15 protein-coding genes are annotated in these 17,291 nt (G+C 34.5%); 14 read left to right on the forward strand and 1 reads right to left on the reverse strand.

All coding sequences use genetic code 11. The features are described from left to right. Window positions 1-28 precede the first annotated feature (28 nt). The 10 genes from BLP44_RS01260 to BLP44_RS01305 all read left to right on the forward strand — a co-directional run bounded on the left by BLP44_RS01260 (window position 29) and on the right by BLP44_RS01305 (window position 13,383). Window positions 29-2,332, forward strand: coding sequence for a glycoside hydrolase family 65 protein (locus tag BLP44_RS01260; protein ID WP_091128428.1), 2,304 nt, complete (start codon window positions 29-31; stop codon window positions 2,330-2,332). A gap of 28 nt (window positions 2,333-2,360) precedes the next feature. After that, window positions 2,361-4,475: a glycoside hydrolase family 97 protein gene (locus tag BLP44_RS01265; protein WP_008466439.1), complete on the forward strand. Its 2,115-nt coding sequence runs from the start codon at window positions 2,361-2,363 to the stop codon at window positions 4,473-4,475. 141 nt (window positions 4,476-4,616) lie between these two features. Further along, window positions 4,617-6,479, forward strand: a complete 1,863-nt coding sequence (locus BLP44_RS01270; protein ID WP_091128432.1) for a glycoside hydrolase family 13 protein — start codon at window positions 4,617-4,619, stop codon at window positions 6,477-6,479. Between the two features lie 270 nt (window positions 6,480-6,749). Next, the gene (locus BLP44_RS01275; RefSeq protein WP_091128435.1) at window positions 6,750-8,411 is read left to right on the forward strand and encodes an alpha-amylase family glycosyl hydrolase; all 1,662 of its coding nucleotides are present in this window, start codon (window positions 6,750-6,752) and stop codon (window positions 8,409-8,411) included. A 115-nt stretch (window positions 8,412-8,526) separates the two neighbouring features. Next, window positions 8,527-9,204, forward strand: a complete 678-nt coding sequence (locus BLP44_RS01280) for a glycerophosphodiester phosphodiesterase (RefSeq protein ID WP_091128439.1) — start codon at window positions 8,527-8,529, stop codon at window positions 9,202-9,204. Window positions 9,205-9,374: 170 nt separating this feature from the next. Further along, window positions 9,375-10,610 carry a BaiN/RdsA family NAD(P)/FAD-dependent oxidoreductase gene (locus BLP44_RS01285; RefSeq protein WP_091128443.1) on the forward strand — a complete coding sequence of 412 codons (1,236 nt, stop codon included), beginning with the start codon at window positions 9,375-9,377 and terminating at the stop codon, window positions 10,608-10,610. A gap of 4 nt (window positions 10,611-10,614) precedes the next feature. Next, window positions 10,615-11,262 carry an HAD family hydrolase gene (locus BLP44_RS01290; protein ID WP_091128447.1) on the forward strand — a complete coding sequence of 216 codons (648 nt, stop codon included), beginning with the start codon at window positions 10,615-10,617 and terminating at the stop codon, window positions 11,260-11,262. Between the two features lie 4 nt (window positions 11,263-11,266). Then, window positions 11,267-11,839, forward strand: a complete 573-nt coding sequence (locus tag BLP44_RS01295) for a Crp/Fnr family transcriptional regulator (protein ID WP_066032956.1) — start codon at window positions 11,267-11,269, stop codon at window positions 11,837-11,839. A gap of 61 nt (window positions 11,840-11,900) precedes the next feature. Then, a complete protein-coding gene (locus BLP44_RS01300) occupies window positions 11,901-12,578 on the forward strand; it encodes an MBL fold metallo-hydrolase (RefSeq protein WP_091128454.1) in 678 nt (225 codons plus the stop codon). Window positions 12,579-12,651: 73 nt separating this feature from the next. Further along, entirely contained in the window at window positions 12,652-13,383 is a 732-nt protein-coding gene (locus BLP44_RS01305) for a hypothetical protein (RefSeq protein ID WP_091128457.1), read from the forward strand. Between the two features lie 41 nt (window positions 13,384-13,424). On the opposite strand, the gene BLP44_RS01310 is transcribed toward BLP44_RS01305, so the two are convergent. Further along, complete coding sequence (locus BLP44_RS01310; RefSeq protein ID WP_091128461.1) at window positions 13,425-13,901, reverse strand: TspO/MBR family protein; 477 nt, start codon at window positions 13,899-13,901, stop codon at window positions 13,425-13,427. A gap of 252 nt (window positions 13,902-14,153) precedes the next feature. Here BLP44_RS01310 and BLP44_RS01315 point away from each other — a divergent pair, with 252 nt between their 5' ends. The 4 genes from BLP44_RS01315 to BLP44_RS01330 all read left to right on the forward strand — a co-directional run bounded on the left by BLP44_RS01315 (window position 14,154) and on the right by BLP44_RS01330 (window position 17,265). Then, a complete protein-coding gene (locus BLP44_RS01315; RefSeq protein ID WP_091128465.1) occupies window positions 14,154-15,260 on the forward strand; it encodes a diphosphomevalonate decarboxylase in 1,107 nt (368 codons plus the stop codon). A 29-nt stretch (window positions 15,261-15,289) separates the two neighbouring features. Next, window positions 15,290-15,640 carry a four helix bundle protein gene (locus BLP44_RS01320; protein WP_091128471.1) on the forward strand — a complete coding sequence of 117 codons (351 nt, stop codon included), beginning with the start codon at window positions 15,290-15,292 and terminating at the stop codon, window positions 15,638-15,640. 30 nt (window positions 15,641-15,670) lie between these two features. Further along, on the forward strand, window positions 15,671-16,609 hold the full coding sequence (locus BLP44_RS01325) for a mevalonate kinase family protein (RefSeq protein ID WP_008466414.1): 939 nt from the start codon (window positions 15,671-15,673) through the stop codon (window positions 16,607-16,609). A 65-nt stretch (window positions 16,610-16,674) separates the two neighbouring features. Then, window positions 16,675-17,265: a DUF502 domain-containing protein gene (locus tag BLP44_RS01330; protein ID WP_091128474.1), complete on the forward strand. Its 591-nt coding sequence runs from the start codon at window positions 16,675-16,677 to the stop codon at window positions 17,263-17,265. Window positions 17,266-17,291 lie beyond the last annotated feature (26 nt).

Below are 17,291 nucleotides of genomic sequence, written 5' to 3' on the forward strand. Positions count from 1 at the left end.
CTAATTAACTCATTATCAAATTAAACAAATGAATCAAGATTATATAAAACCAGACAATTGGTCAATTATCGAGGAAGGATTTGACGCAGAGCGCGTAAAATCGTCCGAAAGTCTTTTTAGTATCGGAAACGGTGCTATGGGACAACGTGCGAATTTTGAAGAAACATATTCTGGCAAAACTTTTCAAGGAAGTTATATTGCTGGAATCTATTACCCAGACAAGACAAAAGTGGGCTGGTGGAAAAATGGTTATCCAAAATATTTTGCCAAAGTACTTAACGCTCCAAACTGGATCGGAATTGACATTGAAATCAACGAAGAAAATCTTGATTTGAACACGTGTACAGAGGTTAGAAACTTCCGCAGAGAATTGAATATGAAAGAAGGATGGTACAATCGTTCTTTTGAAGCTGTTCTTAAAAACGGAACTGAAATCGCTGTCAATGTTCGTCGTTTTCTTTCATTAGATTTAGACGAAGCTGGAGTAATTAAATACGATATTACACCTTTAAACAAAGATGCAAAAATCGTTTACAAACCGTATATCGACGCTGGCGTAACCAATGAAGATGCCAACTGGGAAGAAAAATTCTGGGAACCGCTTGAAGTTAAAAAAGGCACAAACGAAGCTTTTGTAACGGCTCAAACGTTTAAAACGCATTTTAAGGTTACGACTTTCATGCACAATACGATTTTTGCTAACGGAGAAAATGCAAATATTTCACCATCAACAATCGATTCAACTACAGATAAAGTTCAGTACACTTACGGAACTATTATTGCTAAAGGACAAACCTCAACAATTCAAAAAATTGGTGGATATACGGTTTCTTTAAACCACGAAAATACTTTGGCTGGAGCCGAAAAAGTAATCAAATCTGCTGTTGCTTTAGGTTACGAAACCTTGCTTCAAAACCAAATCGATGCTTGGGCAAAAGTTTGGGAAATGTCAGATATTACTATTGAAGGTGATGTAAAAGCGCAACAGGGAATTCGTTTCAATATTTTCCAATTAAACCAAACGTATTCTGGAAAAGATTCTCGTTTAAATATTGGTCCAAAAGGATTTACTGGAGAAAAATACGGGGGATCTACGTATTGGGACACTGAAGCTTATTGCATACCGTTTTACATGGCGACAAAAGATCAGCAGGTGGCGAGAAACTTATTGACATACCGTTACAATCAATTAGACAAAGCGATTGAAAATGCTAAAGACAATTTAGGTTTCAAAAACGGTGCTGCTTTATACCCAATGGTTACCATGAACGGTGAAGAATGCCACAACGAATGGGAAATCACACACGAAGAAATCCATAGAAACGGTGCGATTGCTTTTGCGATTTACAACTATAACCGTTATACGGGCGATTACTCTTATATTCCCGAAAAAGGCTTAGAGGTTTTAATCGGAATTGCGCGTTTCTGGCATCAAAGAGCTTCTTTTTCAAAAGATAAAAATCAGTACGTAATTCTGGGAGTTACTGGTCCAAACGAATACGAAAACAACATCAATAATAATTTCTACACCAATTATATTGCAAAATGGTGTATTGATTTTGCTGCGGAGCAAATCGAAAAAGTAGCTTCAGAATATCCTGCAGATCATAAAAGAGTAATGGAGAAAGTAAATCTTTCTGCAGAAGAAATCAAAGAATGGAAAAAAGTGGCAGATGACATGTATTTCCCTATTTCTGAAGAGCTTGGAATCTACTTACAGCAAGACGGTTTCTTAGATAAAGAATTAGTTCCGGTAAAAGATTTAGATAAATCACAGCGTCCTATCAACCAAAAATGGTCTTGGGATCGCGTATTACGTTCACCATACATTAAACAAGCCGACGTTTTACAAGGTTTTTATTTCTTCGAAGATCATTTTTCGAAAGAAGAATTAAAACGCAATTTCGAATTTTACGAATCATTTACAGTTCACGAAAGTTCGCTTTCGCCTTGTGTACACTCGATTCAAGCTGCTGCTTTAGATAAAATAGACATGGCATATACCTTTTATTTAAGAACTTCTCGTTTAGATTTGGACGATTATAATAAAGAAGTTGAAGAAGGTTGTCATATCACATCAATGGCTGGTACTTGGATGAGTATCGTAGAAGGTTTTGGAGGAATGCGTGTGAAAAATGATCAGCTTCATTTCTCTCCAAAAATTCCAAAGGAATGGAAAGGCTATACGTTTAAAATCAATTTCAGAAACCAAATTCTTAAAGTATCTGTAAATCACAACGAAACAACTTTTACTGTAGACGGCGATCAAGATTTAACAATTATCGTTAACGGAAAACCTGTAACTGCAAGTAAATTTGTACAAATAAATTAAATTACAATACATCTAAAATCTAAAAAACATGAAAAACTTATTTTTCGCAAGTTTAATTTTGTTTGCGTTCAGCACTGTTGCAAAAGCGCAGCAATTAAAATCACCCGAAGGAAAGTTCGTAATGGAATTTTCTCTTCAAAACGACGGAACTCCAGTTTACAATTTAAAATACAAAAACAAAGAAGTTATTAAAACCAGTAAACTAGGTCTTGAACTTAAAGATGACAAAAAATCTTTATTGAACGACTTTACAATTGCTGACACGAAAACTTCAACTTTTGATGAAACTTGGAAACCAGTTTGGGGAGAAGTAGATCACATCAGAAATCATTATAATGAGCTGGCGGTTACTTTAAACCAAAAAAGTACTGACAGACAAATCGTTATCCGTTTCCGTTTATTCGATGACGGTTTAGGATTCCGTTATGAATTTCCAGCGCAAAAGAATCTTACTTATTTTGTAATCAAAGAAGAAAGATCACAATTTGCCATGACTGGAGATCATACCGCTTTCTGGATTCCAGGAGATTACGATACTCAGGAATATGATTACACAAAATCAAAATTATCAGAAATTAGAGGTTTATCTCAAAAAGCGTATACAGCAAACGTTTCTCAAAAATCATTTTCACCAACAGGAGTTCAGACTTCTTTGATGTTAAAAACAGCTGACGGAATCTATATCAACTTACACGAAGCTGCTTTGATTGACTATTCTTGTATGCACTTGAATTTAGATGATAAAAATTTCGTTTTCGAATCTTGGTTAACTCCAGATGCAAAAGGAGACAAAGGTCATATGCAGGCGCCAAATCACTCTCCTTGGAGAACGATTATGGTAAGCGATGATGCTAGAGAAATCTTAGCTTCTAAAATGACTTATAATTTAAACGATCCATCAAAAATTGACGATACTTCTTGGATTAAACCAGTAAAATACGTTGGTGTTTGGTGGGAAATGATTACAGGAAAAAGCTCTTGGTCATATACTAACGATTTCCCAACAGTTCAATTGGGAGTTTCTGACTTTTCAAAAGCAAAACCAAACGGAACTCACGGAGCAAACAATGCGAATGTGAAAAAATATATCGATTTTGCTGCTGCAAATGGTTTTGACGCTGTTTTGGTAGAAGGATGGAATCAAGGATGGGAAGACTGGTTTGGCCACTCAAAAGATTATGTTTTTGATTTCTTAACTCCTTACCCGGATTTCGACGTAAAAGGTCTTCATGAATACGCAAAATCGAAAGGTGTAAAAATCATCATGCACCACGAAACTTCTGGTTCTGTTCGCAACTACGAACGCCACATGGATAAAGCATACCAATTCATGAAAGACAATGGTTACGATGCTGTAAAAAGCGGTTACGTAGGCGATATTTTGCCAAGAGGTGAAAACCATTACAGTCAATGGATTGTAAACCACTATCAATATGCAATTGAAAAAGCGGCTGATTACAAAATTATGGTAAACGCTCACGAAGCAGTTCGCCCTACAGGAATTGCAAGAACGTATCCAAACTTAATTGGAAACGAAGCGGCAAGAGGAACAGAATACCAAGCTTTTGGAGGCTCTAAACCAAATCACGTTACGGTACTACCATTTACTCGTTTAATCGGTGGCCCAATGGATTATACTCCGGGAATCTTCGAAATGGATATTAGCAAAATGAGTCCTGATAACAAATCTCATGTAAACAGTACAATCTGTAACCAATTGGCTTTATATGTTACAATGTATAGCCCATTACAAATGGCTGCTGATACTCCAGAGAATTACAACCGTTTTCCAGATGCATTCCAATTCATTAAGGATGTAGCTGTAGATTGGTCAGAAAGTAAATATATTGAAGCTGAACCTGGAGATTTTATCACAGTTGCCCGTAAAGCAAAAGGAACAAATAACTGGTTCGTTGGAAATGTAAACGGAGAAACGCCACGTACTTCAAACATCGATTTCAGTTTCCTTGAAAAAGGCAAAAAATACACTGCAACAATTTACGCTGATGCAAAAGATGCGCATTACAAAACAAATCCGCAAGCTTATACTATCAAGAAAATTGCTGTAACAAGCAAATCAAAATTATCTCAGTTTTCTGCTCCTGGAGGAGGATATGCGATAAGCATTATAGAAAACAAATAATTTTTTAAAGACAAGTAATTTCCCCCATGATTACTTGTCTTTTTTTAATCAACATCTTCTTGTCACATCAAGCGGAGTCGAGATGCCGCAAAGGTTCTCGACTCCGCTCGAACTGACAATGAAGAATAATTTCTTATTACTATGAAAACCCAAAAAACATCATTTATCTATAAATTAGCCTTAATGGTTTTGTTGTTTTCCGCTTCCGCGAAAGCACAAATCCAAAAAGTAGAACCGCCGTTTTGGTACACAGGAATGAAAAATTCGGAACTGCAAATTATGTTCTACGGAAAAAACATTGCTCAATATGAAGCTTCGGTTTCAAATAATGTTGTGATTAAAAATGTAGAAAAAACAGAAAACCCAAACTACCTTTTCGTAACCATCGATACAAAAGATGTCAAAGCTTCTGAATTGACTTTTTCATTCAAAAACAAAAACAAAGTCGCTTTTACTCAAAAATACGCTCTTAAAGAAAGAAGAGCCAATTCTGCCGAGAGAAAAAGCTACGATGCATCTGATTTGATTTATCTAATCATGCCAGATCGTTTTGCAAATGGAAATCCGAAAAATGATAGCGATGCTTCATTAACTGAAAAGGCAAACCGTCAAGATCCAAGCGGACGCCACGGTGGAGATATCGAAGGAATCATCAAAAACTTAGATTATATTTCTTCTCTTGGTGCAACAACAATTTGGAGCACGCCTTTATGCGAAGACAACGACAAACAGCATTCGTATCACACTTACGGGCAGTCGGATGTTTATAAAATAGATCCACGTTACGGAACCAATGACGATTACGCTCGTTTATCGGCAGAAATGCACAAAAAGAACATGAAACTGGTTATGGATTATGTTACCAATCATTGGGGAATTACGCATTGGATGGTGAAAGATTTACCAACAAAATCATGGCTTAATCAATTTGAAAACTACACACAAACTCACCACAGACGTGAAGTAATAACCGATATTCATGCTTCAAAAATCGATCAGGAAGTTTGTATTGATGGATGGTTCGTTCCTTCAATGCCTGATTTAAATCTTAGAAATCCGTTAGTAGCAAAATACTTAACGCAAAACGCTATTTGGTGGATTGAGTTTGCAAATCTTGACGGATTCAGAGTAGATACTTATAATTACTCAGATAAAACGGCAATGGCAAATTGGGCAAAGTCTATTACAGATGAATATCCAAACTTTAATATTGTGGGTGAAATCTGGATGCACAATCAGGCGAATTTATCTTTTTGGCAGAAAGACAGTAAAATTGGTGCAATTGAAAACTACAATTCAAATCTTCCAAGTGTAATGGATTTTACGCTTCAAAGCCAAATCACTTCTGCTTTCAGTGAAGATGAACCAAACTGGGACAGCGGATTGATTAAATTCTACAACAATTTTGCAATGGATTTTCTATATCCAAACACGAATAACATTTTGGTTTTTGCCGAAAATCATGACACAGACCGTATGAACGAAAAGTTCAAATATGATCTGCCAAAATACAAACTAGCTATCACTTTATTGGCAACCGTTCGTGGAATTCCGCAAATCTATTACGGTTCAGAAATTGGAATGGGCGGTGATAAAGGAAAAGGCGGAGATGCCGATATTCGTCAGGATTTCCCAGGCGGATGGGCTGGCGATAAAAACAATGCTTTCACAGCAGCAGGAAGAACTGCTCAACAAGCTGCTTTCTTTGATTTCTCTTCAAAATTATTTAACTGGAGAAAAACAAACGAAGCCGTTCATTTCGGTAAAATGACACATTACATTCCAGAAAACAATACTTATGTATATTTCAGATATACTGATAAAAAAACGGTTATGGTAGTTTTCAATAACAATGCAAAAGAGCAAGTTGTAAAAACAAATCGTTTCAAAGAAAGCATCAAAAACTATAAAACAGGAAAAGATGTTATCACAGGTAAAACATTTGATTTAGCTACTGAAATCACTTTAGAACCAAAATCGGCCTTGGTTTTAGAATTGGAATAACGATATTTTTTCTCTCGCAAATTTTGCAGATTGAGCAGATAATTAAAAAAGAAAATCTGCCGAATCTGCGAGATCTGCGAGAAACTATTTTTTCCGCCACAAATTCACGAATTATTTTTGACAATCTTTGAGAATAAAATCCGTGAATTCGTGGCTATTTTTTTTAGCACAAAGTATTTCACGAATTATTTTGACAATCTTTGAGAATAAAAATTCGTGAATTCGTGGCTATTTTTTTCAACGCAATCCATCCTAAAATATTCTAAAATAATGAAAAAATACACTTTCCTTTTTTTATCTTTAGTATTCATAATTACGGGTTGTTCTGGCTCAAAATCAGTTACAATGAATACTACTTCGAAAACACCTTTCGTTTGGGAAGGAGCAAATGTTTATTTTTTACTTACAGATCGTTTTTACAACGGAGACACTTCAAACGACGTAAATTTTAACCGAACCAAAACTCCTGGAAAACTACGCGGATTTGAAGGCGGTGACATCATCGGAATCACTAAAAAAATCGAATCAGGTTATTTTGAAAAACTAGGAATCAATGCCATTTGGCTTACGCCGATTGTTGAGCAAATCCATGATGGCGTTGATGAAGGAACTGGATTGAGTTATGGCTTTCACGGTTATTGGGCAAAAGACTGGACAGCTCTAGATCCAAACTTTGGAACAAAAGAAGATTTGGCAAAACTGGTAAAAAAAGCACACGAAAAAGGAATCAGAATAATTTTGGATGGCGTGATCAATCATACAGGACCTGTAACTCCAGAAGATCCCGTTTGGCCTTCTGATTGGGTTAGAACTGGTGTGGTATGCGATTACAAATCTTTCGAAAATACTACGATGTGTACTTTAGTTGAAAATCTTCCGGATGTGAAAACCGAAAGCACTCAAAACGTAGAACTTCCTCCTTTCTTAATCGAAAAATGGAAAAAAGAAGGGCGTTATGAAAAAGAAATTGCTTCATTAGATGCATTTTTTAAAAGAACAGGCTATCCAAGAAGTCCAAAATATTACATCATTAAATGGCTTACCGATTATATTCTGGAATTCGGAATTGACGGTTACCGCGCCGACACTGTAAAACATACAGAAGAAGGCGTTTGGGCCGATTTCAAAAAGGAATGCGATTACGCTTTTGAAACTTGGAAAAAACACCATCCTTTACAAGTTCTAGATCAAAACCCATTTTATACGATTGCCGAAGTTTACGGTTACGGAATTAGTGGCGGACAGGATTATGATTTTGGAGATCGAAAAGTCAATTATTTTCAGAATGGTTTCAATAGTCTAATCAATTTTGAATTTAAATGGAATGCTGCCCAGAACGATTATGAAGGTTTATTTTCGAAATATTCCAATGCTTTGAATAATGATCTAAAAGGATATTCTGTCCTAAATTATATGTCTTCACACGACGACGGACAGCCTTTTGATGGGAATCGAACAAAAAGCATTGAAACTGCCAATAAATTACTGCTTTCTCCAGGAATGTCTCAGGTTTATTACGGAGATGAATCGGCTAGATCTTTAGTTATTGAAGGCACTCAGGGCGATGCAACCTTACGTTCAAATATGAATTGGGATGATATTCAGAACAATCCTGAAATTCAGAAAACACTTTTACACTGGCAAAAATTAGGGCAGTTTAGACGAAATCATCCTGCTGTTGGTGCGGGCGTTCATAAACTAATTAATCCATATCCTTATACTTTTTCGAGAACGTTTACAAAAGGTTCTTTTACAGATAAAGTAGTTATGGGAGTAGATTTACCAAAAGGCAGAAAAGAACTTCCTGTTGGTGATATTTTCCCAAACGGAACAAAACTAAAAGACACTTACTCGAATCAAGAAGTTGAAGTAATTGATGGAAAAGTGCTTATAGATAATGATTTTGATATTGTTTTACTCGAACTGATCTAAAGGTTTAACCGCAAAGGTCGCAAGGGAAAATCGCAAGGTTCGCAAAGATTATAAAAAACTTTGCGAACCTTGCGTAAAACTTTGCGACCTTTGCGGTTAAGAAAAAAACTGTAGAATGCTAAAAATAGCTCACAGAGGCGCCAAAGCCTACGAACCTGAGAATACTTTACAAGCTTTTCAAAAAGCATTAGACCTAAATTCAGACGGAATTGAACTCGATGTTCATTTGAGTTCAGATGGATATTTAATTGTAATTCACGACGAAACCATTGATAGAACCACTAACGGAAAAGGTTTAGTCAATGATTTTACTTTAGCAGAATTAAAATCATTTTTGATTGATGGAAAATATCAGATTCCAACTTTAAACGAGGTTTTCGACTTAGTAAATAAAAAATGTTTCATCAATATCGAATTAAAAGGTTTAGAAACTGCTCCTAAAGTTGTCAGCTTAATAGAGGAATATATTTCAGAAAAGGACTGGAAATACGAGCATTTTATTATTTCAAGTTTTGATTGGAACATGCTAGAAGAAACATCAAAACTAAATCCGAATATCTCAATTGGTGTTTTAACAGAAGAAAACATAGATACTGCTTTGGCTTTCGCCGAAAAAATAAAAGCAAAAGCAATACATCCAGATTTCCAGTTATTGAATGCTGAAAATGTTCAACAAATGCAGGAAAAAGGTTTTTTAGTTTTACCTTGGACAGTAAACTCAGAAGAAGACATTCAAAAAGTAAAAACTTATCAAGTAAACGGAATTATCTCTGATAATCCAGACAAAATATAAGTTTAAAATAGCACAAATTAAAATTTTTTTTTGCCACAAATTGCACAAATTTTCACAAATTAATTATTGCATTTAAATTTGTGAAAATTTGTGCAATTTGTGGTTAAAGAAAAAATCTAGCTAAAAAAATTAGTGCCAATTCGTGTAATTCGAGGCAACCAAAAAATAATATGATCAAAAATTTCGACATAATCATCGTTGGCGGGGGCGCTGCCGGTTTTTTTACCGCAATTAATATTGCAGAGAAAAATCCGAAACTTAAAATTGCTATTTTAGAAAGAGGAAAAGAAGTTCTTTCTAAAGTTCGTGTTTCTGGGGGCGGACGATGCAACGTTACGCACGCTTGTTTTGAACCAAACGAATTAGTAAAATTTTATCCTCGCGGAGAAAAAGAACTTCGCGGGCCTTTTCATCAATTTTGTTCCGGCGATACAATCGAATGGTTTGAAAAACATGGCGTAGAATTGAAAATCGAAGAAGACGGCAGAATGTTTCCTGTTTCCAATTCTTCTCAGACTATTATAGATTGTTTCTTAAAAGCAACCGAAAAACTAGGTATAAAAGTTTTGACAGGTCAAAGCGTTCAATCGATTTTCAAAAAAGAAAATCATTGGAAAATTGATACACAAACTGACAATTATGCTGCTGAAAAATTAGTAATGGCAACAGGAAGCAATCCTAAAATCTGGGAAATGCTTCAGGAACATGGTCATGCCATTGTAAGTCCTGTTCCTTCCCTATTTACTTTTAATATCAAAGATTCACGAATTAAAGAATTACCGGGAGTTGCAGCACAAGTTTCGGTAAAAGTAAAAGATACCAAATTAGAATCGACAGGACCTTTATTAATTACGCATTGGGGAATGAGCGGTCCAGCAATCCTGAAACTCTCAGCTTGGGGCGCACGTATTCTGCATGACAAAAATTATCAGTTTACGATTTTTGTGAATTGGCTAAATGATGTCGATTTTGAAGATGCTGAAAAAATCCTAAAAGATTTAAAACAGGAACATGCCAAAAAAGCTGTTTCTAAAAAATCACCTTTTGACTTTCCGAATCGTTTATGGGAAAGTTTGGTTTTGGCTTCGGGAATTGATTCTGACTCGAGCGATAGCGAACAGGCGAAGCAAACGAAATGGGCAGATTTATCTAAAAATCAATTGCAGAATTTGGCTTCACAACTCACAAAAGCCGAATTTAAAGTCAACGGAAAAAGCACTTTCAAGGAAGAATTTGTAACCGCAGGTGGAATCGATTTAAAAGAAATCAATTTCAAAACCATGGAAAGCAAAATTCATGAAAACCTTTATTTTGCTGGGGAAATTGTCAATATCGATGCTATTACCGGCGGATTTAATTTTCAAAATGCCTGGACGAGCGGGTTTATTTTGGCTCAAAATATTTAATAGAATGAAATTTAAAGGAATTATTTTTGATTTAGACGGAACTTTAGTCAATTCATTACATGACATTTCAGATGCTATGAATAAAGTGCTTACCGCTCTAAATTATCCTACACATAGTTACGACACTTATCAATATTTTATCGGAAGCGGTTTACGAAATCTGGTAAGCAAAGCTCTGCCCACTGCAAACAGCTCTGATGATGAAATTGAAAGTTGTTTTGAATGTATGATTGATGAATATACTAAAATCTGTACACTCAAAACAAAACCGTATGATGGAATTGTAGAACTGCTTGAAAAACTGACTTCACAGAACATTAAAATGGCTGTTTTCTCTAATAAAGCCGATGAGTTAACTAAAAAAATTGCTCATGAATTATTTCCTGAACAATTTGACACAGCTGTTGGTTTAAGCACAGAAGAACTTAAAAAACCAAATCCGTTTGAAGCGATTGAGATCAGCAAAAAATGGAATTTAAAACCAGAAGAAATACTTTTTGTTGGCGATTCTGATATTGATATGAAAACCGCAGTAAACGCTAATATGTTTCCTGTTGGTGTTACCTGGGGTTACAGAACCGAAGAAGAATTGAAAGCCAGCGGTGCAAAAACGGTTATTAATACTGCTTCGGAACTGATTGCTATTTTATAAAATCATGAATCCTTCTTTAAAAAAACAAATACTATCAATTGCTTCGTTTTCTGAAAAAGAAATCGAAACGATAGATTCGTGTTTTGAGTATGAAAAATTCAATGCTAAAGAATACCTTTCGTTAATGGGAAAAATCAGCAACAAGATTTTCTTTATTATTGAAGGATTGGCGCGAGTTTATTATCTTAAGGATGGAAAAGAAATCACTACATATTTAAGCTGTGACGACGGCTTTATTGCTTCGTATTCCAGTTTTATAAATCAATCTGTTTCTTTTGAGAATATTCAATGCATTGAAGACTGCAAAGTGCTTTCGATCACTTTTGAAAAAATGCAGTTTTTGTATAACGAAATTCCAAATTGGGAACGTGTCGGAAGAATTCTTGCTGAACAAAATTACCTTTGTATGGCAGACAGAGTTTTAAAACTTCAAATGATTCCTGCCAAAGAAAAATACCAGACTTTTTTAGCTTCGGCTCCAGCCAAAATAATCCAGCGAACACCTTTAATTTATATCGCCTCTTTTCTGGGAATAACTCCCGAATCGCTGAGCAGAATCCGTCAGGATATTTCTTAACATTTATCAAGTGAGTTGAAAAACGGAATTCAAATCTTTGTCAAAATAAAAATTGATAAAGATGAAGAATATTGCCAAAGACGTTTACCAAATTCCCTTATTTCCAAGAAATGCCATTAATTGTTATGTAATCGAAGATGTTTTAATTGATGCTGGAATTCGCAGTTCTGCATATACCATTTTAAAAGCCTTAAAAGACAAATCAATAACAAAACATGCACTAACTCATGCCCACGCCGACCATCAGGGAAGCAGTAAAACAATCTGCGAAACTTTGAATATTCCTCTTTTATGCAGTGAATCTGAAAAAGAGTTTGCTGAAAGCGGTAATGTATTTACAGAATACCCAAATCCGAATCATATTTTTTCAAAATTTCAGAAAAACTTCTGGGCAGGTAAAGGAACTCCTGTTTCTGAAACTTTAAAAGAAGGTGATCAAATTGGCGGATTTACAGTTATTGAAACTCCTGGACATTCCAGCGGTCATATCTCATTTTTTAGGGAGAAAGACAGCGTTTTGATTGTTGGCGATGCCATGACCAATATGAATCTGCTCACTACAAAAGTTGGATTGCACGAACCTCCACATCTATTTACCGCTGATAAGGAAACCAATAGAAAATCAATATTAAAACTTGCATCTTTAAAACCCAAAATATTGTGTTTTGGCCATGGTCCTATTTTGTTTAATAACGGTGAACTTGAAAAATTCATCCAAAAAAGCAACATTGCTTATTAACAAGAATTTACAGATTCTGTAAGTTTTCATTAAGACTATTCTAATAATTTTACTCTCAACTAATTAATCCTATATGAGAGTAAAATTACTTACCACAATTTCTTTTTTCACCTATCAACTCACTTTTTCTCAATCCGAAAAACTATTAACTGGGAAAGTTCTTTCACAAAACATTCCGCTTAATAAAGTAGAAGTAATTAATAAAACAGCTCAAACCAGTACAAGAACAAATGAACTTGGTGAATTTTCGATTTTGGTTCGTCCAAAAGACAGTTTGTTGTTTTTCTCTAAAGATTACTTTTTTAAAAGACTTAAAATTTCTCAGGAAAATATAGATCAAAACGATATTGTTGTGAATATGATTCTGAAACCTGAAGAATTGGATGAAGTTCTTATTACAAATATTAAATTCCCTCATGTAAGTTCAACTCCGCAAGTTTCAGATTCGATTGCATCAATAAAAGCTTCCAGTAATTTAAGTAAATATACTGGCGTTTACGATGGCACCATTACAAACGGAATGAATTTTATCGCAATGGGAGAAGGACTTATTAGATTATTCAAAAAGGAAAAAGAAAAACCTAAAAAGAAAACTCCTGAATTGGATTTCAAAACATTCGTAGAATCAACTTGCCCTTTAGATTTCTTTACAAAAGACTTAAAATTAAATTCCGATCAAAAAGCTCTTTTTCTAGAATTCTGCACAGCCGATCCGCAATCGGAAATTATTCTAAAAAAGAAAAATTTACTGTATACGATGGATTTTTTGTTTGCCAAAAATGAAGAATTTAAGAAACTGAAGTAGCCTAACTTGAAACAAAGAAAACCTGAAACTTGAAACAAAACTTATTTATTCAACCACCAAATACTGGCATTTAAAACTGTTGCAAACCCAACCCAAGCTAAATATGGAATCAATAAATAACCAGCAATTTTATTGATTTTGATGAATTTCAAATACGTTTCGTAAATCATCAGCCATAAAAGCACAATTTCGATTAAAGCTAACATAGGGTTCTTTAATCCGAAGAATAAATAGGACCAAATTGAGTTTAAAATCAATTGAATAATGAAGAAAAGCAGAGCTTTTTTAACTTCCTCGGTATTTTCTTTTATTCTATCCCAAACCAACGCTGCTCCAACAGCCATTAAAATATAAAGTATTGTCCAAACCGGCATAAAAATCCAATTCGGCGGATTAAAAACTGGTTTTTCTAGCATGACATACCAAGTTTCAATACTAGGTCTTGTTACTAAACTGGCAGAATATCCTACTGCTAAACAAATTACTAAAGCTATAGCGATTTTTACAAACTTATTCATGACATCAAATTTTGAATTCAAAAATAGGCAAAAGAAAATTTAAACCATATAAGTTATAATAAGTTCATTTGAAGGATTTAATTCTGTGTTAGGCTGAGCGGAGTCGAAGCCCTTTCCAATTCATAAGCCTTAGACTCCGCTCGGGATGACAATCATGTCAAAGTTCATTTTTAGTAAACCATGCTTATAATTTCTTAAATAACTTACATGTTGAAAAATGAAAAAGTTATCTTTGCCAAAATTTTATAATTCATGTTAACAGCAGCCGATTTTATTCCAAATAAATATACTTCAACAATCGAAAACGGGAACTTTGAATGGAGCGCTCCAAGCAACATTGCCTTAGTAAAATACTGGGGAAAAAAAGAGAACCAGATTCCTGCAAATCCTTCGGTAAGTTTTACGCTTAACAACTGTAAAACAATTACGAAATTGGCTTTTTCTAAAAAAGACGCTTCGACTCCGCTCAGCAGAGCAAATGGTTTTTCTTTTGATTTGCTTTTTGAGGGAAAACCAAAAGAAGATTTCAAACCTAAGATTCAGAAGTTTTTGGAAAGAGTTGAGGTTTATCTGCCATTTTTAAAGGATTATCATTTTACGATTGATACTCAGAATACATTTCCGCACAGTTCAGGAATTGCTTCTTCAGCTTCTGGAATGGCTGCACTAGCAATGAATTTTATGAATCTGGAAAAATTACTGAATCCAGAAATGACTGATGATTACTTCTATCAAAAAGCTTCATTTTTGGCTCGTTTAGGTTCTGGAAGTGCCTGCCGAAGCGTAAAAGGGAATGTGGTCGTTTGGGGAAATCAGGCTAATATTGAAGGCAGCACAGACTTGTTTGGAGTAGAATTTCCATACACAATTCATGAAAATTTCAAGAATTATCAAGATACTATTTTATTGGTTGACAAAGGCGAAAAACAAGTTTCGAGTACGGTGGGACACGATTTAATGCACAATCATCCGTATGCAGAAAGACGTTTTGCTCAAGCACATGAAAACCTGGATAAATTAATCGCCATTTTTGAAAGCGGAAATTTAGACGAATTCATTAAAGTTGTAGAAAGTGAAGCACTGACTTTACATGCTATGATGATGACTTCAATGCCTTATTTTATTTTGATGAAACCAAACACGCTTCACATCATAAATGCGATTTGGAAATTTAGAAATGAAACCCAAATTCCAGTATGTTTTACGCTTGATGCTGGTGCAAATGTGCATGTATTATATCCTGAAAACGTTAGCGAAAAAGTACTTCAATTTATTCAGGACGAATTAGTTGTATTTTGTCAGAATAGTCAATACATTTGCGACAAAATTGGAAACGGTGCATTATTAATTAACAACTGATAGTTGTTAATTAATAATTGATTAAATTTATGGAGAAAAAAAACGTTATTAAAGAAAAATCTTTTGCTTTTGCAATTGAAGTGGTTAATCTTTATAAAGTTTTGGCTGAAAATAAAGAGTTTGTTTTATCTAAACAAATGTTGCGATCAGGAACATCAATTGGAGCAAATATTAGGGAAGCTGAACATGCTCAAAGCAGAGCTGATTTCATTCATAAATTATCAATTTCATTAAAAGAAGCAAACGAAACGGAATATTGGCTAGATTTGCTACATGAAACGAAATTTCTGTCTGAGATGGATTTTCAAAATATTAAACCTAAAATAACAGAGTTATTACGATTGTTAACAAGCATTGTAAAAACTTCAAAAAGTATATAATTATCAATTGTTAATTATCCATTTTCAATTATGAAAGGACCTTTATTTTACTCAAAAATATTACTCTTTGGAGAATACGGAATTATCCGCGACTCTAAAGGACTTTCTATTCCTTATAATTTTTATAATGGCGCTTTGAAAAAAAGCGAAGAACCTACAGAAGAAGCTATTGCTTCTAATAGAAGCTTAAGAAGTTTTGCGGCTTATCTTGAAGTGCTGCATACACAACAGCCAGAATTGGTTACATTTGATTTAGAAACTTTAAAAAATGATGTTGAAACTGGAATGTATTTCGATTCTAGCATTCCGCAAGGATATGGCGTTGGAAGCAGCGGCGCGCTTGTTGCGGCTATTTATGACAAATACGCTACAAACAAAATCACTGTTCTAGAGAATCTGACTCGCGAAAAATTATTGCACTTAAAAAATATATTCTCTCAAATGGAAAGCTTTTTTCATGGAAAAAGTTCTGGTTTAGATCCTCTAAACAGCTATTTGAGCATTCCAATCCTGATTAATTCAAAAGACAATATTGAAGCAACTGGAATTCCGACCCAAAGTTTTGACGGAAAAGGTGCTGTATTTTTGTTAGATTCAGGAATTGTTGGAGAAACAGCTCCAATGGTTAGCATTTTTATGGAAAATTTAAAAGATAAAGGTTTCCGTGCGATGCTTAAAAATCAGTTTGTGAAATATACAGATGCCTGCGTAGAAAACTTCTTGCATGGCGATATGAAGTCTTTGTTTACCAATACCAAAAAGCTTTCTAAAGTGGTTCTGAATCACTTTAAACCAATGATTCCGGAACAGTTTCACGGAATCTGGCAACACGGAATTGACTCTAACGATTATTATCTAAAACTTTGCGGTTCTGGAGGCGGCGGTTATATCCTTGGATTTACTGAAGATTTAGAACGTGCAAAAGCAGCTTTAAAAGACTATAAATTAGAAGTTGTTTACCAATTTTAATGCTTTAAACCCAGAAATTATTTGAGTAGATTCCCATAAGTTTTCATCCTAAAAAGTTATTTATTATGAAAAGTATTTTTAAAATAATTAAAGCAACTTTTTTAGGAGGAATTCTCTTTTTGGCACCATTGATTGTACTGCTCGTTATTCTGGAAAAAGGTTATGGCATTATTCAAAAAATTACGCTTCCGCTGGCAGAACACCTTCCTAGAATACATGTTTTAGGAATTGCTCTTCAAGAACTTGCTGGAATAATAATGATAATCCTTATTTGTTTTGTTGCGGGTTTATTGGCGAAAACTGCCAAAGCAAAAAATTTGATTCAGAAATTAGAAGATGGCATTCTGAGCTTTGTTCCTGGATATTCATTTATGAAAAACATGAATGAAAACATTATGGGACTTGAATCTAAGGATGATTTAAAAGTCATTTTGGTTCCAACAGACGCTGGATTGCAATTTGCTTTTTTAATTGAAGAGATAAACGAAAACAAATTTGCCGTTTTTATTCCAGATGCGCCAAATCCGTGGAGTGGATCTGTAGTTTTCGTTGAAAAGAAAGACATTACAGATATTGATATTTCTCAAAAACAAGCTTTGGCCTGCATTAGAAAATTAGGATTCGGTTCTAAAGTTTTATTAAAAAACAAGCTTTAATTCTTCTAAAAAAAATAATAACCTTA

This window comes from Flavobacterium anhuiense, assembly GCF_900101855.1.
GTDB classification, from domain to species: Bacteria; Bacteroidota; Bacteroidia; order Flavobacteriales; family Flavobacteriaceae; genus Flavobacterium; species Flavobacterium anhuiense.